Raw genomic sequence first — 21,748 nt, 5'->3', positions numbered from 1 at the left:
GAGCTTGGCTGATTTCATTTTTTCTCCTAGTCCGGAGGTAAAAAAATCTTTTCTCGAAATAGGAGTTCCTGAATACAAACTGCTCTCTACCAGTTACGGGTGGTGTCCAAAGCGGTTCCCGAATATTTCGCCCCAAAAAGAGCCGTCAGACACCGTTACTGTGCTCTTTGTGGGCAGCATCTGCGTCAGAAAAGGCTCTCACTTGCTCTTGCAAGCCTGGGAAAAAGCCGGCATTAAAGGCAGACTGGTGCTTTGCGCAAGGATAGAGCCTGCAATTGCCGAAAGTTGCAGCGATATTTTAGGACGGTCTAATGTAATTCATATAGATTACACCACCAATGTTGGCGCGGTCTATGGCGAAGCTGACATTTTTGCCTTTCCGAGTCTCGAAGAAGGTAGTCCGCTGGTTACCTATGAAGCTATGGCTCACGGGTTGCCAGTTCTCACCTCACCTATGGGAGCGGGCGCAATTGCCCGGAACGGCAAAGATGGGATCGTAGTTGACCCCTACGACTCTGATGCTTTGGTTGAAAGCTTGCGAAAGCTTGCTTTATCGCCGGAGTTGAGAGCTGAGATGGGTTATAGTGCTCGCCAGCAAGCCGAGGAATTTACCTGGGCAAAAGTAGCACGCCGCCGGAAAGATTTAGTGCAGGAAAAATTGAAAGTTTAGGAAATAGGAGAATTCTCTGAAAGAATCGTTGCTTTGCAACTTCCTTTTTCCTGCAAATATTTCTAAGGGTGCATTTTCAGACTTACTGGTATTTCTTTTTCGATTATTTTTGCCGGAATTCCCACCGCAGTTGCACCGGGTGGCACGTCACAAACAACTACAGCATTGGCACCAATTAAAGCATGATCGCCGATCGTTACGGAGCGAATAATTTTTGCTCCTGCACCGATATCCACGTGACCACCAATTTTGACATCAGTAACAATTGTGACCTGTTGAAAAATTAGACAGTTCGGGCCAATAGACGCGCATGGATTAATGACTATGCCATTAGGATGAACCATAATGAGTCCCCCTCCTATCTGGCAGTTCAAAGGGATGTCAGTTCCAGTTACAATGCTCCAGAATAGATGCTGGATTACGTTCAACCTGGATAAAAAATACCCTAAAATTCCACCTTGCTGGCGCCATTTTTGATAGTTGCGGATAGATTTTAGAAGTTGGCGACTGGGATCGTACCACTGGCGAAGTTTTTCGCGGCTCCAATCTGGTTCTGTGGCAGAAACGACAGGTGTAGTTGTGGGAGCAACGACTGGTGTAGTTATTGATTCAAGCATTCTTTGTGCAATAAAACAGATAAGATATACTGACAATCATCTGACCATCCATTATCAGTATATGATAACTGCTTGATGATTGACAATATTTTTTAAAATTCTCTAGCAATCATATTTGAGTTGTAAGGTTTTTGTAGGTTGCCAGGTTTTTAGAGTAGGTATGGCGGGGCACTAACGGACAAGTTGTTACAATCAATACAGAATTGCCATACGATCAACTTATGATTATTTAGTTAACCGAGTTGATGTTGATGTATACAAACAATCAGTAGCGCACTCTGTTTGCAACAATCACTGCAATAGAATTCCACGATTTCGTAAAAGTATCTATCACTATAGAGGCGGTAGCTCTCTAGTTTATTGAAGTAATAGAAGAGACAGGCTACTTTTTCTGATACTAATTTAAGGATTGTTTTCGACAGGGCGGGATTTGAGAATTTTGGCCGGAATGCCAACGGCAGTTTGACCCGCAGGAACGTCTGATAAAACAACAGCATTTGCACCGATATTTACGTCGTCTCCCAGGTTGACTTTGCCGAGAATTTTTGCTCCGGCGCCGACGTTCACCCGATCGCCCAATTGAGGCGATTCTAGGGGTTTTTCCAAGTAGCGGTTCCCCAGCGTAACGCCTTGGCGGATAATGCAGTCGTCACCAAGAGTGCAATGTCCGTGAACGATGATACAGCCTTCGTGTTCAATGACGACTCGGCGGCCGAGCTTGACTGTGTAGGGCAAATCTATGCCGTAGGTGTTGCGGATTTTTCGGTAGAGCGATCGATACAGAATGCTCAACGGAGCTCGCAGTAGTTTTGGTTCTACCTGCATCCTCCAGACACCGAATCTTTGAACTGCTACGGCCCGAAATCCCGGTTTTGTCCAGTCGCGTCCGTGAGCGATCCAGTCTTCTTGAATCTGCTGCCACAATCCCAGTGCAGGGGTTTCTACTTGATTTTCACTTGCTATTAAATTTGACTCCGTTACCATAAGCTGTACTCAACATTCTGTCTGGTTTAAGTTATTACTAGATGCCACCGATCGTCAGATGTCTATCTTATTTTTCAGGGATTTTCAACCCGGTTTCTTCAATTTAAAATATTAATACTGGGTGAATTAAGCAATCTTTCGCTTGCCAGGATAAACCTAGTTTCTCTGGTTTTATTTTTTTTACCAGAAAGCATTGGCTTAAAGCCTCTCCCTTGTAGGGAGAAATTAAAAGAAGACTATTCATTACTCCAATCCTCTTCCTTCCAAGTAGAGATCGCTGTCAACTATCAACTGTCAACTATCAACTGTCAACTAAAAAATACCCTTTAAAAAATTTTTGAATCTTCTATCTTACCTCCCTTTAAAAATACACTATTCATTACAAAATCGGTGAGCATTTTTGGTGGGTCGCCGTCTGGCTTACCTTGAAGTACGCGGCGCACCCTCCAGGCTGCAAAGCCCGAAGCCCAGGAGACATCAGTTAATGCTGTGTAAACCAAGCCGTAGTTTTTGAGAAAGTACCTGCGCCGGGAATCAAACCAATACTGTGGCAGTCGCTTAGGGGCTTTTTTGGTGTCAGTAACACCTGAGCTTTGACCTACTAGGTGAACCACGCGACTTTCAGGTACATACCAGCAACTCCAGCCAGCTTTGTTTGCTTGTAGACAAAAGTCCATTTCTTCGCAGTACATAAAATAAGCTTCATCCATCAAGCCAATCTTTTCAAATACTTCGCGACGGACGATCATGCTGGCTCCAGCTACCCAATCAGTTTGACAGATTTCTTGGGAAATAGGAGACGCTGCGATCGAGTTTGCCAATAACTTGGATATAAAGCCCGTCCGCCAACCAAAATCTAGTTCGGTCAAGAGATTGTGAAACCGAAAAGCTGACTCCTGTGGCGTTCCGTCGGGGTCTTCCAAGCGGCTGCCGGCGATACCTGCGTCGGGATGAGTCTCCATGAAATCGACCAGGGCTTTTAAGGCTCCGGGGCGAACTACGGTGTCTGGGTTGAGCAGCAGGAAGTATGGAGGGGGATTGGTGGATTGCAGGGCGGGACGGATCAGGGCGTTGTTGCCGAAGGCAAAGCCGCCGTTGCGCTCTAGGGGCACGAAGGATGCCCATTCGCTCCAGCCGAAGGTGTCTATGGCGGCTGGTATTTGTTCGTTAGAACTGTCGCCTGAAGCGTTGTCTGCTACTGCAACCCGCATACCGGGGAGCGATCGCACTTCGCTAACTAGAGAGTGCAAGCAGTCAATGGTCAAACCAGGGGTTCGGTAGTTAACAATGACGACAAGTAGCGGATAGGGATGATTGGGCGGACTGGCATTGGACATAGGTGCAGTTGTTGGTTTAACAACTTTTTAGCTCAAGTTGTATTGATTTGGCAAGGTAGAGCGATCGCTATTTGAGGTATCGCCTACTTTTTTGATGGCTCCTACATATTTTACAAAAGCTGCCACTATTTTTCACCTCTAGTCTTGAAAAGCCTACTTTACTCTTAATAAAAACCCCAAATAACGCCAAAAAATCTTCGGAAAAAGCTTGTTATATAAGGGGTTTGAGTATTGTTGGATATGTCTATTTATTTCTATAGAAGTATGACAATCGCATTTCTGTAAGCTGGGGCTCCATTTCGGGGTCGTAGGCACCCTCCCGACTGTTAATTAAATCTGCCCACGGTAGACTTTGAGTTTCAGCTTGCCATTTTTCCACCAAGTCTGCAACGCGGCCGATGGGTTTAGCGGGAACACCGGCAACTATATCGCCTTCTGCGACATCTTTGGTGACGACGGCACCGGCGGCGACGATCGCATTGGGGCCGATGGTGACGTTGCGGAGGACGAGGGAGTTGTAGCCGATAAATACGTTGTCACGGATGTCTATTTTGCCCACAGCATCTAGTTTGACGTTGTACGCCTGGTTAAGCATGGCGATCGAGCCGTCGTGGCCGATCAAAGTACAGGTGGAAAAGTGAACGTTGTTGCCGATGCGGACGTAGGTGGGGTCTGTAAACACCGTGCTTGGCAGAATTGTGCAATTTTCGCCGATCGAGTAAAGGTTGCCGTGAAGGCGGAGAAATTGGGTGTACTCCTCGGAACTCGGCTCGCAGAATTTGACGTAGAGGCCTCGGAACTTGCCGTAGCGCATGGCAAAGTGGCGAAGGATTTTCTGAAAGGTTGATTTAATCATTATTTTCCTGAGCCTTAGTAAATTTAAGAATATTGGCAGACATACTAACCGCTGTTGTGCCAGGAGGTAGAGCTGACAAGATGACAGCGTTGGCACCAATGTTCGTGTCATCTCCGAAAGTGATGCTGCCGATAATTTTACCACCATTGCTCAGCCATTGATTCGATCGCCCAATTGATGCCCTTCTACGCCGTGGTGGAGAGTGCAATTGTCCAAGCTTACGTATTGGCGGATCGTGCAGTCGTCGCCAACTAATAAAAATGAACGATCCTCGCGCCTTGATGTTCCAAAACTAGCTAGCGGCCGAGTTTAACAGTGTCTGGCAAGTCTCTGGTGTAGGTGTTGCGACTCTATAGCTGCTGTTGCTGGCGATCGCCAGCACTCTATTAGACATCAACCGAAACTATGTTTTTGCTTAAGCAGGACACTGGTTTCAGCTTTTTTGCGAGATTTCTATTGTTAAAATGAGCATTTTTTCTTAAATAAAACTATAATTAAATTGGCGCTAACATCTTGTATGTCGCCATCTGATAGCATTTATTTTATTTTCTTTCAACAGTTTGCGAGTTAATTAAACACGAGCATTTGCTAATTATATAGCTGTATTTACTTGTTTAGTGTTCGGGCTTAAAGTCGATACTGCCGATAAGCCTGACTTGCGGCTCGGTGCAGCAGCGAATGCCGGTAAACCAACCCCTTCGTGTCATCGGCATAGCCACCGCCAATCACGCAGGCAACGGGATAACCACCAGCCAAACAAGTAGATAAAACTTGCATTTCCCGGCGAAATAAGCCCGTATCAGTTAAAGCTAATTTTCCCAGTTTGTCTGCCTGATGAGGGTCTACTCCGGCATCATACAATACTAAATCTGGCTTGACATCCAAGAGTAAATCTGGTAAGTATTTAGCCAAGGTTTGTAAATATTCGTCGTCTTCCATACCGACAGGCAAAGCTACATCTAAATCACTCTTTTGTTTAGTGCCGGGAAAATTTACCTCGCAGTGCATCGAAAAAGTAAAAACGCTGCTGTCATCTTGGAAAATTACAGCGGTTCCATCTCCTTGGTGCACGTCTAAATCGACAATTAAGACTTTGCGAACTAAACCCATTTTTTGCAAAACGCGACAGGCGATCGCCAAATCGTTGAAAATACAAAAACCAGACCCATAATTTGGGAAAGCGTGATGAGTTCCACCGGCAGTATTGCAAGCTAAACCGCATTCTAAGGCAAGCTTGGCAGTTAGTACCGTCCCGGAGGAGGCGATACAAGTGCGGTTGACTAGGGCAGGACTCCAAGGCAGGCCAATGCGTCGCTGAGCTTTGGCATCCAGCGTCCCGTTGCAGTAAGCTTGAACGTAGGCGCGATCGTGGACTAATTGAATCCATTCTGTCCCAAACTGTTCCGGCGCGTGAAATTGCGATCGATCTGCTACCCCGTCGGCGAGTAGCATTTCGTAAAGCAGCCCGAACTTTGCCATCGGGAAGCGGTGACCGGGCGGCAGAGGTGCAACGTAATCTTCGTGGTAGATAATTGGTAAGTCCATTAAGATGATTGTAGAACGATTGAATCTCCAATTGAAAGCCTGCAATCTCAAATTTAAATTCGCTGGAGAACCTGTATATGCAACTAACAACAGTCTGGCAGTCCGGCAGCAACGAGCCCGAAAATGCTATCAACCTCGATCATATCAGTCAGTGGTGGGGAAACCTCAACGGCAAAGAAATTAGCTGGGTAGAGCGACTGATTCCACAAAGCGGTGGCTTGAGCGAAATTCACTGGCACCCCCAGCGTTTTGACGAAACATTTGTCATAGTCAATCCCGAAATTCGCGACGACACTCTCTATTGGTACAAACCTGATAGTCCGGTGGAACGAAACACAATAGTTCAGAAACTGGAACTAGACAACGTGCAACAGCAATTGTACTTTTATCCTCAATTGGAATCAGACATAGTAATTTGCATCGGAATTCCCAAAGTTAAATATCAAACACTTGAATTTAAAAATCTCGAAATCGCCTGGGGAGAAGATAATATTATGCTGCTGTGGGATGCGGAACAAGAACTTGAAATCAAAATCGCCCTCAGCCCCGAAAATATTGTTAAACTTCATAAATTATTGGCAAATAAGCTGCCAGTAATTTAAACAGTATCTTTAACAGAGGTTTTGAAACAAGTCTCAATTTCTCTGCCCTTGTTCTCTTCTCCTGCGGGAGTCCTCAGAGGCAATTTGTATTGGTAGCAGCTTAGCGGATCTGGCAAAAATATTCTTTTTGCTGAGGATTACAAAAGTTTCTTGAATAATTTGGTCTGGGATGGAATCGCTAGATTAACTAAAATATCGCAGATGCTGCTAACAGTAGAAGATACAACAATGGCAGAAGAAAAAATGCTGATCAACAAAGAAAATATCCAGATTCTAATTATTGACGATCAACCGAATAATCTCCGGTCTTTATCAAATATATTGACAAAACAGGGGTATAAAGTTCAGCGAACGATTTCGCGAGAAATGGCGGTAAATGCTAAATTTACCGTTCTTCCAGACTTGATTTTGCTAGATATTGCCATGCCCAAAATGAACGGATACGAAGTCTGCAAAAGACTGAAAGCTAACGAAAACACTCGCGAAATACCGGTGATTTTTTTGAGCGTTTTTAATGAAACTTTTCAGAAAGTCAAAGCTTTTGAAGTCGGCGGCGTTGACTACATTTCTAAGCCTTTTCAAATAGAAGAATTTTTGGTTCGGATTGAAAGTCAACTGACAATACAACAGCTCTCGAAACAATTAAAACAGCAGAATGCCGAACTGCAACGAGAGGTAGAATTTCGCAAGCGAACAGAAAAAGCACTCCGGGAAAGCCAAGGGCGGTTGCAGAAATTGGCGGTCAATATACCGGGAGTTATTTATCAATTTATTCAAAATTTGGATGGAAGTTTCAAAGTTGAATATATCAGTTATGCGGCTCGGGATATTTACGAATTTGAGATTGAAGAAATATTAAAAAATCCTAATGTATGTTTTGATCAAAATCATCCTGATGACAGACAATATCTGGAAGAACAAATTGGCGAGAGCGCTCGAACTTTAGAACCTTTTGCTTTGGAATGGCGGATTGTTACGCCGTCGGGAAAACTAAAATGGCTGCAATCTAATTCTCGACCAGAAATGCGTGATAATGGCGATATTGTTTGGTATGGGGTACTTTTTGATATCAGCGATCGCAAGCAAGCAGAAATAGAATCGGCCTCAGCTAAATCTGCTTTAGAACGGCAAGTTCAGCGAGAGTTGCTGATTGCAAAAATAACTCAAGAAATTCGATCGAGCTTGCAGCCGGAAAAAATATTTCAAACGGCTGCAACTCAAATCGGTCAGGCATTCCGCGTCAATCGCTGTTTGATTCATACTTACGTTACTAGCCCCCAAGTCGATCTTCCTCTGGCGGCTGAGTATCTCGAACCCGAGTGGGAATCAATGCGGAACGCAATTGTTCCAATTTGGGGCAATCCTCACGTTGTACAAATGATGATCCAAGATCGGGCGATCGCCTCCGACGACGTTTACTCAGAGCCTCTTTTGCAAGCTGCTGAATCGATTTGCCGCGTGGTTGGGTTGAAATCGATGCTGGCAATTCGCACTTCCTACCAAGGGATGGCAAACGGCGCTATTTGTTTGCACCAGTGCGATCGCGAACGCGAATGGACAAAAGATGAAATTGACTTGTTAGAAGCTGTGGCGAGTCAAGTCGGAATTGCGATCGCTCAAGCTAAATTGATCGATCGAGAAAAAAACCGAGTCGGGCAGCTCGATCGGCAAAATAAACAGTTGCAAGCAGAAATTCGCACCCGCGTCCGCGCCGAACAAGCTCTGCAAGAATCCGAAGCTGAATTGCGGGCGATTTTTACCGCCATGACTGACCTAGTTTTAGTCAGAAATTCAGAAGGGCGCTGCATCAAAATCGCCCCGACAGCAGCGGTCAATTTGGTAAAATTTCCCACCGAAATGATCGGCAAAACCGCCCACGAAATCTTACCGGAACCTGCGGCAGATTTGGTATTAAATACCATCCAACAAGTTCTCAAAACGAAGCAAAGCATCAATATTGAATATAGCTATAGACACGGAGAGCGCGAAGTTTGGCTAGACGCTAAAGTTTCTGTGCTTTCGCAGGACTCAGTGATTGTGGTAGCGCGAGATATTAGCGATCGCAAACAAACAGAATCTGCACTCCGAGAAAGCCAGCACTTCATTCAGGCGATCGCCGATTCCAATCCCAACCTATTGTACGTTTACGATTTAATTGAACAGCGAAATGTTTACTGCAACCGACAAATGGCTGCGATGCTGGGCTACACGCCTCAAGAAATACTAGATATGGGTACAACAATGATGCCAACATTGCTCAATCCCGAAGATTTACCAGACTTTCTTGAGCGCGTTCAACAAGTAGAGCAAGCCAAAGATGGCGATGTTATTCAATGTCAATACCGTATGAAACACAAAAACGGTGAATGGCGGTGGATACACAGTTGGGATACAGTATTTATCAGAACCACTGACGGTAAACCCAAACAAATTCTAGGCACGGCTAATGACTTCACAGACCGCAAATTAGCAGTCGAAAAACTGCTCGCATCGCAGCAAAGAATCTCATTTTTATTGCAGCAAACGCCGATCGCAGTGATCGAGTTAAACCTAAATTTAGAAATTATCACTTGGAATCCGGCGGCGGAAGCTATTTTTGGCTACAGCGAGTCCGAAGCCAAAGGGAGAGTCGCCGCCGATTTGATCGTACCTGAAAGCTACCGCGAGCAAGGAGCTGAGATTTTCAATCGTGGCTTGAGGGAGAAATCCAGCCCCATTTCCGAAAATCTGACCAAAGACGGCAGAATTATCATCTGCCAGTGGTACAATACTCAATTAATTGACGAGAAAGACAGAGCGATCGGCATCGCTTTAATGGCTGTAGATATTACCGAACGCCAGCAAGCACAAACTGAACTGCAAGAAAGTGCTTTGCGACAAAGAGCGATCGCCCGAATCATTGAAAGAATGCGCCAGACATTAGATCTCCGAGAAATTTTTCAAACTACAACCCGAGAATTGCGTCAAACCATGAAATGCGATCGAGTCGCTCTTTACCGTTTCAATCCTGACTGGAGCGGCGAATTTGTAGCCGAATCCGTTGACAGCAAGTGGGCTTCTTTCATGCAAGCACAACAGCTCGATTCTAACTATACAGAAAGTGCCTTAGAAAACGAAAACTGCCTCGTCAAAAGATTCGATAGCACCTCCCAAAAAGTATGCGATACCTATTTGCAAAACACTGCTGGCGGGGCATACAGCCGAGAGAAAACTTACCTTTGCGTCCCAGACATTTACAAGCAAGGATTCAATAGTTGTTACATCCAACTCTTAGAAAGATTTCAATCCAGAGCCTACATTACCGTGCCAATTTTCTGCGGCGAAAAACTCTGGGGACTTCTAGCATCCTATCAAAATTCAGCTCCCCGCCAGTGGAGCGAAGCTGAAATAAACGTTGCAGTTCATGTCGGCACTCAGCTAGGAGTAGCATTGCAGCAAGCAGAATTGCTCGCCCACACTCAAAGACAGTCAATGGAACTACTGAAATCCAAAGAAAACGCCGAAGTAGCCAACCGCGCTAAAAGCCAATTTCTCGCTTCCATGAGCCACGAGCTCCGCACGCCTCTCAACGCCATTCTCGGTTTTTCCCAAGTCATGGCTCGCAACAGTTCCATCACACAAGAACAAAAAGAATACATAGCAATTATCAACCGCAGCGGCGAACATTTACTGGAACTGATCAACGATGTTTTGTCAATGTCCAAAATAGAAGCAGGTCAAATTACTATCAATCAAAGCCGCTTCAACCTCTACAACCTTCTCAGCAGTCTCCGAGAAATGCTGCAACTAAAAGCCAACTCAAAAGGGTTGCGCCTCATCTTTGAAAATATCGGTGATTTGCCACAGTACATTGAAACAGACGAAGCGAAATTGCGACAAGTTTTAATTAACCTGCTGGGCAATGCGATTAAATTTACTCAACAGGGAACCGTTACTTTGTGCGTTAGCAGCCAAGTAGAAAATAACGCCGCAGGACAAGAAGAAGCCCAGTTGCATTTTGAAATTGCTGACACTGGCCCCGGCATTTCTCCATCTGAAATTATTACCTTATTCCAGCCCTTCGTGCAAACCGAAACAGGTCGTAAATCCATGCAGGGAACCGGGCTAGGATTGCCGATTAGTCAACGGTTTGTCAAGATTATGGGAGGTAATATTACTGTTGAAAGTCAAGTCGATCGAGGCACAATTTTTACTTTTAATATCCGCGTTAACGTCGTAACAGAAAGTGACGAACAAGAAAAATCGGCGGTTCAACTTATTGCTTTAGAAGCCGGACAGCAAACCTATAGGATATTAATAGTTGAAGATGTAGCGGAAAATCGCCAACTGCTGTTTAAGCTCCTCGTACCGCTGGGATTTGAAGTCCGCGAAGCAACTAACGGTAAAGAAGGAGTTGCTTTGCAGTCTACTTGGAAGCCGCACCTGATTTTGATGGATATGCTGATGCCAGTTATGGACGGCTACGAAGCTACAAAACAGATCAAGCAAACTCCCGAAGGTAGAGAAATAATAATTATTGCCCTGACTGCGAGTGCTTTTGACGAGCAGCGACAAATAATTTTGTCTGCTGGTTGTGACGATTTGATCTGTAAACCGTTTCGGGAAGAGGTACTATTTGAAAAGATAGCGCATCACCTGAATCTGCGTTATATTTATGAGGAAGAAAGCTCATCTATTTCTGATTCAGCACCGAGACTGCTTCAAAGTTTGACCACCGAGGATTTGAGTGTAATGCCCGCAGACTGGGTGGTCGATTTATACCAAGCAGCACTTTGCGTTGATGACAACCGCATCCTGCAACTGATCGCGCAAATTCCCGAAAATGAGGCAAATCTTGCTAATGCTTTAACAGATTTAGTCGATAATTTTCGGATAGATATCATTATAGATTTAACTCAATTATATTATGATGAACGACGAGCCATTACCAGCGACTCCTAGAGACATTCTGATCGTTGACGATATGCCGGACAACTTGCGACTTCTATCGACTATGCTAGAAGCCTACGGCTATCAAGTCAGGAAGGCTATTAACGGAAAACTGGCTCTGCAAGCAGCAAAAATGTCTCCTCCAGATTTAATTTTACTAGATATTAATATGCCGCAAATGAACGGCTATGAAGTTTGTGAAAATTTAAAAAAAATTGAAAAGACTAAAGATATTCCGGTGATTTTTATTAGTGCGCTAGATGATGTGATGGAAAAAGTTAAGGCTTTTCAAGTAGGAGGAGTAGATTATATTACTAAGCCGTTTCAAGTAGAAGAAGTTTTGGCCCGCGTGGAAAGCCAACTTTCTTTGCGTTTGCTGCAATCGAAACTGGAACAGCAAGCTAGGGAACTGCACGATCGCAATTCGAGATTGCAGGAAGAAATCGTGGAACGGCAGCGGGCACAAGAATCAATCAGGTTTTTGCTGGACACTACGCGGGCGATCGGGGAATCTGTAGATTTTAACTCAGCTTTGGAAGTAATTCTGCACCAAGTCGGCGAAACAATCGGATGGGATTTAGGAGAAGCTTGGATTCCCAATTCAAAAGGAACTGCCTTGCAATCTGCCCGGGGCTGGTATGCCAGCAGCGCGAACATGGAATCGTTCCGCACTCAAAGCGAACAACTGACATTTCCCATGAATATTGGGCTACCGGGACGAGTTTGGGCATCCAAGCAACCGGAATGGGTAGAAGATATTTCCCAGGGATACCCACTTTTTATCAGAAGTAAAATAGCACTAGATATAGGATTTAAAGCAGGTTTTGGCGTGCCGATTTTGGTAGGCGATGAAGTATTGGCAGTGCTAGTTTTCTTTAAAATTTCTCCCTGTCGGACAGACGCGCGATTTATAGACGTTTTTAATGCAGTCGGCACTCAATTAGGTTCTTTGGTTAAGCGCAAACAAGCAGAAGAATTGCTGCGGATTGCTGAAGAAAGATATCACAGCATTGTAGAAAATGCGATGGAAGGAATTTTCCAAAGCACGCCTTCAGGAGTATTTCTCAGCGCTAATCCAGCTTTGGCAAAAATGTACGGTTACGACTCGCCAGAAGCACTGATGTCCGGCATTAAAAATATTTCTGAGCAACTGTACGTTGACGCGGAACACCGCCTCGAATTCGTGGCTGCTATGGATGCAAAAAATGCCGTTTCGGGGTTTGAATCTATGGTATGCTGCCAAGACGGACGGCGGATTTGGGTGTCAGAAAATGTCCGCGCAGTTCGCGATTCAAAAGGTGCGTTGATGTACTATGAGGGTACTGTTTCTGACATTACAGAGCGAAAATTAGCGCAAGAAGCACTCAAAACTCAACAGGAAAAAAGCGAGAAGTTACTGTTAAATATTTTGCCCCAAGCAATAGCAGAACGCTTGAAGGCGGAGGAAAGTACAATTGCTGACAGTTTTGCAGAAGTCAGTGTGTTATTTGCTGATATTGTTGGCTTTACTGAGTTGTCTGCGAGAATGTCTCCCACGGAGTTGGTAAAGCGCTTGAACGTGATTTTTTCCCACTTTGACCAGTTAGCTGAAAAGTACGGTGTGGAGAAAATCAAGACTATTGGTGATGCTTATATGGTAGTTGGAGGATTACCTACACCGATAAATAATCATGCTGAGGCGATCGCCCTGATGGCCCTGGGAATGCAGGCAAAAATAGCAAAGTTGTCCGCCGAGACTGGGGAAAATTTGGCAATTCGCATCGGTATTAATTCCGGGCCAGTGGTTGCGGGAGTGATTGGTGTGAGCAAGTTTACCTATGATTTGTGGGGAGATACCGTGAATGTGGCGGCGAGGATGGAAGCTACGGGTTTTGCTGACAGGATTCAAGTTACTGATGTTACTTATGAGCTTTTGAAAGATCAGTATTTGTTTGAGAAGCGAGGGATGATTCCGATTAAAGGTAAGGGGGATATGATGACTTATTGGTTGCTAGAAAAAAGGTAAAAATGGGCATGGGGCATGGGGCATGGGGCATTGGGTATTACAACCAATAACCAATAACCAATAACCAATAATTCATGACTACTGACTTCTGACTTCTGACTTCTGCTATCATGAAAGTAGTTAACGAAACTTTACATAATAGCCGTGACTGCACAACAATTAGTATCTGCAACAAGTTTTGAAAAGCTAATTTGGACTTGGAAAGGTCACAAAATCCAATATACCGTCCAAGGAACCGGCCGCCCTCTGGTGTTGATTCACGGCTTTGGGGCTTCGATCGGACATTGGCGGCAAAATATCCCCCCACTGGCTGCTGGTGGCTATCGCGTATTTGCGCTGGACTTGTTGGGATTCGGGGCTTCTGGCAAACCAGCCCTCGATTATACTCTGGAATTGTGGGAAGAATTGCTGACAGATTTCTGCGCGGAGTTGGTACAGGAACCGGCGGTATTTGTCGGGAATTCGATCGGCGCATTGCTAAGTTTGATGGTAGTCGCCAACCATCCAGAAATATCAGCCGGCGGTGTCTTAATCAACTGTGCCGGCGGACTCAACCATCGACCCGAAGAACTTAGTTTTCCGTTGGGATTAGTCATGGGGACTTTTGCTAAATTAGTTCGATCGCCTATCATCGGCCCATTTGTCTTCAATAACATCCGCCAAAAACACCGCATCCGCAACACCCTGCGCCAAGTCTACGGGAACCGCGAAGCCATCACCGACGAACTGGTAGAACTCCTCCACGCACCCTCCTGCGAACCCGGAGCTCAACAAGTTTTTGCCTCAATTCTCACGGCCCCAGCAGGCCCTCAACCGTCAGAATTGCTGCCAAAAGTCGATCGCCCGTTACTGGTACTTTGGGGCGCAGACGACCCCTGGACGCCCATTACCGGCAGCCAGATTTACCAAGAATTGGCCGCCAACGGTAAACCCGTGAAATTTGTTTCGATTCCCAACACGGGCCACTGTCCTCACGATGAGCGGCCCAAAGAGGTCAATACTCTGATTTTGGACTGGATGCGAGAATTTAACTAAAATTTTTTGGCGGAATGCAAGGTTTGGGCGATCGAGCAAAACCCTTGCATTGCAAAGGTTCTACCTCGTTTCACCGCACCGGTAGCGGACTCAAAAAAAAACTTTCGTTAAAAGTGTTGACAGATTCCACCGAGTTAGCTATATTGATGGACGTGTGAGGAGCGAACCAGAGAAAGCACCGAGACGAAACACGGCCAGTCGTCGGTGCTTTTTCTGTGGAAAGGCATTTTTAAAATCTGAATTATACTGTGGCGCGAGATAACAGGCAAGATGCCTGTTCCACAATTCTGATATCAATGGAGAGCAGATCACAGGCAAGATGCCTGTTCTACAATTGATCACAGGCAAGATGGCTGTTCTACAATTGATCACAGGCAAGATGCCTGTTCTACAAGCAAGATCAACGATCGCCCAAAACAAATTGTTCGATCGCCAACGCCACTCCATCTTCCTCCACATCCGGCGCCACCCAATTAGCAACAGCCTTCACGCCATCAGGAGCATTCCCCATCGCCACGCCCACACCCGCGTAAGCAATCATTTCTAGATCGTTAAAATTATCGCCGATCGCCATCACATTCGCGGCCTGCAAACCCAAAAGTTCCTCCGCCAAATACTGCACCGCATCTCCCTTATTCGCCGAAGGATGCGTCGCTTCAAAAAAAGTAGCAACCGAGCGAGTTAAATAAAGCTCCGCAGGTGTGTATCGCTCCCGCATACTGATCAGTAACCCGTCTAGTACCTCCGGATTCTGGCACAAAGCCAAGACTTTCGTCGGTTCCCCCGGAATATCTCGCCGCAAATCTTTAATCACAATTGGTTCAATGCCCGATCGTTCCGCATAAAGTCGGGTAGCTGTGGTAATTTCCGGCACATAAAGTTTGTCGTCAATGTAGAAATGGATCGACAGGAGCGATCGTAATTCCGGTGCTTCAAAATGCTCTAACAGTTGCAAAGCCCTTTGTTTCGACAGCGGCAAGTGACGCAGCCGCTTTTGAGTCGCCATGTCTTGAATCCACGCGCCCTGGTAGCAAATCAGCGGCAAAGTTGAGCCGATGTCGCGATGAAAACGCAAAGCCGACTGGTACATCCTGCCCGTAGCCACAGCCACTTTCACGCCCCGCGACTGGGCTGCTAAAATTGCCTGCTTGACTGGTTCTCGGATCTCATTGGACAAACCTGCGATCGTGCCGTCGATATCCAGTACCAGTAGTTTAATCTCTGCGGTGCCACAAGGGCGATCGGTCGCAGTAGCTGGATTTGAGGCAGTTATATTCTGCATGATTGTTTTAAGATTTTACCTGTTGATTTGCACGCACCAGTTTATTTTGCCACTGCCGGGATAGCAAAATGCAGCTTTTGATTTTTTGAATACAATATAGATAACTCAGTCAACGCCAAAAAAGTATTGAGGATGAGCCTGTAGGGGCGAGTGCCGGCTAATATCACAAGATACAAGCGACTAGACTGCTACAAAACCCGCCCTTCCCATCTAATGTTTATTTGTAACCACTTACTTAATATCCATAATAGCAGCCAGTTTACTGCCGTAAAAATCGCCCTCAACCTGCATTTTTTATTTCCACTTACTTAATAACTGTACCTTTCAAGTCATTCTCAAAACAGCATGATTACCATTCCAGGATACCGCATTGACACAGAACTTTATACAAACCCTCACACAGTTATTTATCGAGGAATACAGCTTGATGAACAAAAACCCGTTATCCTCAAAACTCTCACGCCAACCTACCCTACCCCAGCGCAAATAGCCCAACTCCTGCACGAATCCGAAATCCTTAAAAATTTGAATTTGCCAGGAATAGTCAAGCTTTATAAACTCGAAAAATACAATCACTTTCCTGTTTTAATTTTAGAAGATTTTGGCGGCATTTCCCTAAAACAATTTCTCAACAACAACCAGCTAGAGTTACAACAATTTCTGCAAATTGGCAGAAAACTAGCGGAAACTATCGGACAACTCCACGAACACCACATCATCCACAAAGATATTAAACCCAGTAATATTATTGTCAATATTCAAACGGGGGATGTCAAAATTGCTGATTTTGCGATCGCCTCCCTGCTACCAGGCGAAAACCCAGCCCTCAGCTATCCCCATTTACTCGAAGGAACCTTCGCCTATATGTCTCCTGAGCAAACGGGACGCATGAATCGGGCGATCGACTACCGCACAGATTTTTATTCTTTAGGCGTCACATTTTATGAAATGCTCTGCGGCGAATTGCCTTTTAATGCCACAGATCCGATGGAATTAGTCCACTGCCATATTGCTAAAATACCCGTTTCTCCTGGCGAAAATAGAAAGCAGAAAGTCAAAGCCAGAATCAATCAAACAGAAAGCGAGGAGATTCCTCAAGCCGTTTCCGATATCGTGATGAAACTATTAGCAAAAACCGCCGAAGACAGGTATCAAAGTGCTTTCGGACTTTTGTACGATTTAGAAAATTGTCTCGCTCAACTCCAAACAACCGGCGAAATTTCTCACATCACCATCGGCGAGCAAGATCGATCGAGTCACCTGCAAATTTCCCAAAAACTTTACGGGCGAGAAGCCGAAGTTAATCTGCTACTAAGTAAATTCGATCGCATGAAGCGGGGGAATACAGAAATCCTGCTCATTTCCGGTTCTGCCGGTTTGGGCAAATCGTCGCTCGTCTATGAAATTTACCAACCCATCATGCGGGAAAACGGGTATTTTATTGACAGCAAATTTGAGCAATTTAAGCGCGATATTCCCTACGCTTTTTTGCTCCAAGCTTTTCAAGACTTGTTGCGGCCAATCCTCACAGAAACTGCCGCCCAAGTCCAAGTTTGGAGACAAAAAATCTTAAATGCTCTCGGCGGCAATTGCCAAGTAATTATTGAAGTTATTCCAGAAGTAGAACTAATTGTCGGGCCGCAGCCCCCAGTCCCAGATTTAGGAGCAAATGAATCTCAAAATCGCTTTAATTTAGTATTTCAAAACTTCATCCGCATCTTTACCCAAAAAGCACACCCGCTGGTAATTTTCCTCGATGACTTGCAGTGGATAGACTCAGCATCACTCAAATTAATCCAACTGTTAGCAACTGATTTAGAAAGTCAATACTTGTTAATCATTGGAGCCTATCGAAAACAGGAAGTAGATACAAATCATCCCGTAATGCTGACGGCGGCAGCAATTAGCAAAGCAGGAGGGACTGTAAGTGCGATCGAACTTTCGCCTTTAGATATTAACAGCGTCAATCAATTCGTTGCAGATACTCTAAACTGCGCCCCAGAAAATTCGCTAACTTTAGCAGAATTGCTGTTTCAAAAAACAGGAGGAAATCCATTTTTTTTAACTCAATTACTGAAGTCTCTTTACTCAAAAAAATTGCTAAAATTTAAATTTGCACCTGCCCACAATTCTATCTGTGGAGCAGAAACTAACATTTCTGACTTGACCCAAAACAATGCCTATCCAGTTGTGAAAAACTGCAAAATTACAGGCGAGTGGCAGTGGGATATCGACCAAATACAAGAAATAGGAATAACTGACAATGTTGTAGAATTAATGATAGACAACATTCAGAAACTTTCAGGAAATACGCAAGAGCTGCTCAAATTAGCCGCTTGTATAGGCAACAAATTTGATTTAGGAATTCTCTCCAAAATCAGCGAACAACCTCTGGCTTCCGCAGCAACAGACCTCTGGGAAGCACTTCAGTCCGGTCTAATTTTGCCAGTGAATAACGCTTACAAAATTCCGATCGCACTAGCAGCAAGCACAGAAGTAACAGACCAAATATCTAGACACTTTACAGATGAATTTTCCCTACCAGTTGCTGATGCTGCTAGGGCGACTTATAAATTTTTGCACGAACGAGTTCAGCAAGCAGCTTACGCTTTAACATCCGAATCTAAGAAACAAGAAACTCATCTAAACATCGGTAGATTTCTGCTAGAAAACGCGCCTCCAGAGCAATTAGAAGACCATGTTTTTGATACAGTAAACCAACTAAATGCAGCCAGAAGAATTATCAACAGTGAATTAGAAAAATTTCAATTATGCCAATTAAATTTAATTGCAGGCCGCAAAGCAAAAGCCAGTGCAGCTTACGAACTTGCCGTTAAATATTTAACCGCAGGTATTGAATTGCTTCCCATGCAAAGTTGGCAAACCGACTACGACTTGACTCTTGCACTCTACGAGTCAGCCGCCGAAGCAGCTTACCTCAATACCGATTTTGAACAAATGGAAAAATGGGCAGAAATTGTCCTGGAACACGCCACCAATGAACTAGACAAAATCAAAGTTTTTGAAATCAGAATCACAGCTTGTGCGATGCAAACCAAACTGCAAGAAGCGGTAACAATTGGTCGGGAAGCACTCACAATGTTAGAAATAAACTTTCCAGAATCGCCTATTCCCCTCCACATTCAGCAAGCACTTACGAAAACCACAGCTTATTTAACCGGAAAAAAGATAGAAGATTTAATAGACTTGCCGATGATGACCAATCCGCGTAAATTGGCAACTATGCGCGTGCTTTCCAGTATGTTATCAGCTACGTTGATAGTTGAACCAGTGCTGCTGCCGCTGATTGTCTGCGAGCAAGTTAATTTATCTATCAACTACGGAAATTCTGCTTTTTCTGCCTTCGGTTATGCTAATTACGGAGCAATTTTAAAAGGAATAGTTAGAGATGTTGAATCTGGCGAGCGATTTGGTCAATTAGCCTTGAATTTGATCGATCGACTAAATGCTTTAGAATTCAAAAGCAAGACGCTTAATTTAGTTGCCTTTATTTTAATGCACGGCAAGCATCATGTTAAAGATACTTTACCGCTGTTAGAAGAAGCCTATCAAAGCGCCCTAGAAAATGGTGATTTAGAATCGGTTGGATATGCTGCTGTAAATATTTGTCAGTCATTGTATTTCATCGGTCAAGAATTGTCACAGCTAGAACTAAAAATGGCAAATTACAATCATTTGCTGTTTCAACTCAAGCAAGAAACGGTATTGACTTGGAATCAAATATATCGGCAAACAGTTTGGCAATTGATGGGAAAAATGGAAATCCCAGACATTTTGTTAGGTAAAGCTTACAGCGAAGAAATATTATTGCCGCTGCTGTTGAAAATTAACGATCGGGTGGGTCTCCAGCACTTTTATTTGCAAAAATTAATAATAGCTTATTTATTTGGTAATGTCGATCTAGCGCTAGAGAATGCAGCGCAAGCCGAAGTTTATTTAGACGGAGTTGTAGGCTTTATCAATGTTCCTGAATACCATTTTTACGATGCTCTAGCCCGACTCGCAGCATATCCATCTGCAACAAAGGAGGAACAAGAAGGGCATCTTTTTTGTGCAACCACTAACCTAAAAAAACTGCAAAAAAAAGCGCTTTCTGCGCCGATGAATCTTCAGCATAAATGCGATTTAATTGTTGCAGAAAAAGCACGAATTTTGGGCAATATTGTCAAAGCAATGGAATATTACGACTTCGCAATTGAAGGAGCAGAAGAAAACGGATACATACAGGTACAAGCACTCGCAGCAGAACTAGCAGGAGCATTTTATCTATCCATAGGACGAGCAAAAATTGCTAAAACTTACTTGACAGAAGCGCGTTATTGCTATCAATGCTGGGGAGCGAAAGCGAAAGCAGCGCATTTAGAATCAAAATACTCGAACTTACTAACTTCAGCCTCGATTTCAACTAATATCGAAATTCACAAATCTACTAGCAGCGCTTGCACTACGAGCGACAGTGCAGGCGTGCTAGACTTGACAACAGCAGTCAAAGCATCGCAAACTTTGGCCGGTGAAATAGTTCTAGACAAACTGCTGGCAAAACTGATGAAAATTGTGATTGAAAATGCTGGAGGGCAAAGAGGTTTTTTGATACTAGAAAAATCTGGCAAATGGGTGATTGAAGCATCAGGATATGTGGATGCTGATCGCGTTTCTGTCATGCAATCAATTCCCATTGATTTTGTAGAAGAGAATCGACAAGTAACGCTGTTGGCAGTTGCAGTCGTCAACTACGTCGCCCGCACCCAGGAAAGTATTGTTTTAAATGATGCCTCCAGCGAAGGACAATTCACTCGCGCACCCTATATAATTGCCGTTCAACCTAAATCAATTCTTTGCACTCCGTTAATCCATCAAGGCAAACTCAACGGCATTTTATATTTAGAAAACAATCTAACTACAGGCGCTTTTACGCCAGACAGGTTAGAACTATTAAAACTGCTATCTTCTCAAATTTCTATTTCGATCGAAAACGCCCAACTTTACACCAATTTGCAGCAATTTAATCAAAATCTCGAAATGTTAGTACAGCAGCGTACTTCCGAGCTTTCCCAAACTTTAGAAGACCTAAAATCTGCCCAAAATAAACTGGTTGAATCGGAAAAAATGGCGGCTCTCGGAGGGTTGGTTGCAGGTGTTGCTCACGAAATCAATACTCCCATCGGCATTGGTATCACCGCCGCCTCGCTGCTGTCTGAAAAAGTCACAAAATTTTTTGATCTTTACAGCAAGGGTCAAATTAAACGATCTGAGTTAGAAAAATTCCTGGATACGACTCTGCAAAGCAGTAATATGATCTTATCCAACCTCACGCGGGCGGCTGACTTGATTCACAGTTTTAAAGAAGTGGCTGTAGATCAGTCGAGCGAGTTAAAACGCACGTTTAATGTGAAAAATTATCTAGAGGAGATTTTGACATCCTTAAGTGCCAAACTAAGAAGAACTAAGCACAAAGTAGAGATTAAGTGCGATGAAAATATTGTACTGGACAGTTATCCGGGCGTGCTGTGTCAAATTGTGACAAATCTGGTGTTGAATTCCCTAATTCACGCTTACGATGGAGAAGATGAGGGCATTATGGCTTTTGAGATCGAGCTGGAGGGCGATCGGCTAATCTTTGAATATACCGATAACGGCAAAGGAATTACCCCAGAAAATCTCAGTAAAATTTTTGAACCGTTTTTTACCACCAAAAGAGGTCAGGGCGGCACAGGATTGGGACTGCACATTATTTACAACCTGGTCACGCAAAAACTAAAAGGCACAATTAACTGCGAAAGTCAAGTAGAGAAAGGCACAAAGTTTATGATTGAATTTCCCGCTAAAATTAGCAATTAGTTATTATACTGCCAGCATTAATATAAT

Annotated in this window: 13 protein-coding genes; 6 read left to right on the top strand and 7 right to left on the bottom strand. The window is 44.2% G+C overall.

Features of this window, described 5'->3' with window-relative positions:
* The first annotated feature begins 4 nt into the window (after positions 1-4).
* A complete protein-coding gene (locus QUB52_RS18805; protein WP_265239761.1) occupies positions 5-670 on the top strand; it encodes a glycosyltransferase family 4 protein in 666 nt (221 codons plus the stop codon).
* Positions 671-732: 62 nt separating this feature from the next.
* Here QUB52_RS18805 and QUB52_RS18800 read toward each other — a convergent pair whose 3' ends face one another.
* The 6 genes from QUB52_RS18800 to QUB52_RS18775 all read right to left on the bottom strand — a co-directional run bounded on the left by QUB52_RS18800 (position 733) and on the right by QUB52_RS18775 (position 6,009).
* Positions 733-1,287, bottom strand: a complete 555-nt coding sequence (locus QUB52_RS18800; RefSeq protein ID WP_265239760.1) for a serine O-acetyltransferase — start codon at positions 1,285-1,287, stop codon at positions 733-735.
* Positions 1,288-1,689: 402 nt separating this feature from the next.
* Positions 1,690-2,271, bottom strand: a complete 582-nt coding sequence (locus QUB52_RS18795) for a serine O-acetyltransferase (RefSeq protein WP_265238500.1) — start codon at positions 2,269-2,271, stop codon at positions 1,690-1,692.
* Positions 2,272-2,597: 326 nt separating this feature from the next.
* Complete coding sequence (locus tag QUB52_RS18790) at positions 2,598-3,608, bottom strand: glycosyltransferase family 2 protein (protein WP_265238499.1); 1,011 nt, start codon at positions 3,606-3,608, stop codon at positions 2,598-2,600.
* A gap of 244 nt (positions 3,609-3,852) precedes the next feature.
* On the bottom strand, positions 3,853-4,464 hold the full coding sequence (locus tag QUB52_RS18785; RefSeq protein WP_265238497.1) for an acyltransferase: 612 nt from the start codon (positions 4,462-4,464) through the stop codon (positions 3,853-3,855).
* Positions 4,457-4,672: a hypothetical protein gene (locus QUB52_RS18780; RefSeq protein ID WP_265238496.1), complete on the bottom strand. Its 216-nt coding sequence runs from the start codon at positions 4,670-4,672 to the stop codon at positions 4,457-4,459. The genes QUB52_RS18785 and QUB52_RS18780 overlap by 8 nt, the downstream gene beginning before the upstream one ends.
* A gap of 419 nt (positions 4,673-5,091) precedes the next feature.
* Positions 5,092-6,009: a histone deacetylase family protein gene (locus QUB52_RS18775; protein WP_265238495.1), complete on the bottom strand. Its 918-nt coding sequence runs from the start codon at positions 6,007-6,009 to the stop codon at positions 5,092-5,094.
* A gap of 77 nt (positions 6,010-6,086) precedes the next feature.
* Between QUB52_RS18775 and QUB52_RS18770 the strand changes: the two genes are divergently transcribed.
* The 4 genes from QUB52_RS18770 to QUB52_RS18755 all read left to right on the top strand — a co-directional run bounded on the left by QUB52_RS18770 (position 6,087) and on the right by QUB52_RS18755 (position 14,580).
* Positions 6,087-6,611 carry a hypothetical protein gene (locus QUB52_RS18770; protein ID WP_265238493.1) on the top strand — a complete coding sequence of 175 codons (525 nt, stop codon included), beginning with the start codon at positions 6,087-6,089 and terminating at the stop codon, positions 6,609-6,611.
* 201 nt (positions 6,612-6,812) lie between these two features.
* Positions 6,813-11,552, top strand: coding sequence for a PAS domain S-box protein (locus QUB52_RS18765; RefSeq protein WP_332974356.1), 4,740 nt, complete (start codon positions 6,813-6,815; stop codon positions 11,550-11,552).
* Positions 11,518-13,545, top strand: a complete 2,028-nt coding sequence (locus QUB52_RS18760) for an adenylate/guanylate cyclase domain-containing protein (protein WP_332974355.1) — start codon at positions 11,518-11,520, stop codon at positions 13,543-13,545. Before QUB52_RS18765 ends, QUB52_RS18760 begins: the two co-directional genes overlap by 35 nt.
* Positions 13,546-13,689: 144 nt before the next feature.
* Positions 13,690-14,580: an alpha/beta fold hydrolase gene (locus tag QUB52_RS18755; RefSeq protein WP_265238487.1), complete on the top strand. Its 891-nt coding sequence runs from the start codon at positions 13,690-13,692 to the stop codon at positions 14,578-14,580.
* 400 nt (positions 14,581-14,980) lie between these two features.
* On the opposite strand, the gene QUB52_RS18750 is transcribed toward QUB52_RS18755, so the two are convergent.
* Positions 14,981-15,862, bottom strand: coding sequence for a Cof-type HAD-IIB family hydrolase (locus tag QUB52_RS18750; protein ID WP_332969402.1), 882 nt, complete (start codon positions 15,860-15,862; stop codon positions 14,981-14,983).
* Between the two features lie 345 nt (positions 15,863-16,207).
* On the opposite strand from QUB52_RS18750, the gene QUB52_RS18745 reads away from it, so the two are divergent.
* Positions 16,208-21,721 (top strand): trifunctional serine/threonine-protein kinase/ATP-binding protein/sensor histidine kinase, encoded by a 5,514-nt coding sequence (locus QUB52_RS18745; RefSeq protein ID WP_332974354.1) that lies wholly within the window; start codon positions 16,208-16,210, stop codon positions 21,719-21,721.
* Positions 21,722-21,748 lie beyond the last annotated feature (27 nt).

Origin of the sequence: Microcoleus sp. A6-C6, assembly GCF_036705955.1 — a bacterium.
Taxonomy (GTDB): Bacteria; Cyanobacteriota; Cyanobacteriia; order Cyanobacteriales; family Microcoleaceae; genus Microcoleus.
The sequence above is the reverse complement of the archived record's forward strand: the minus strand, read 5'-3'. Positions and strand labels throughout refer to the sequence as shown.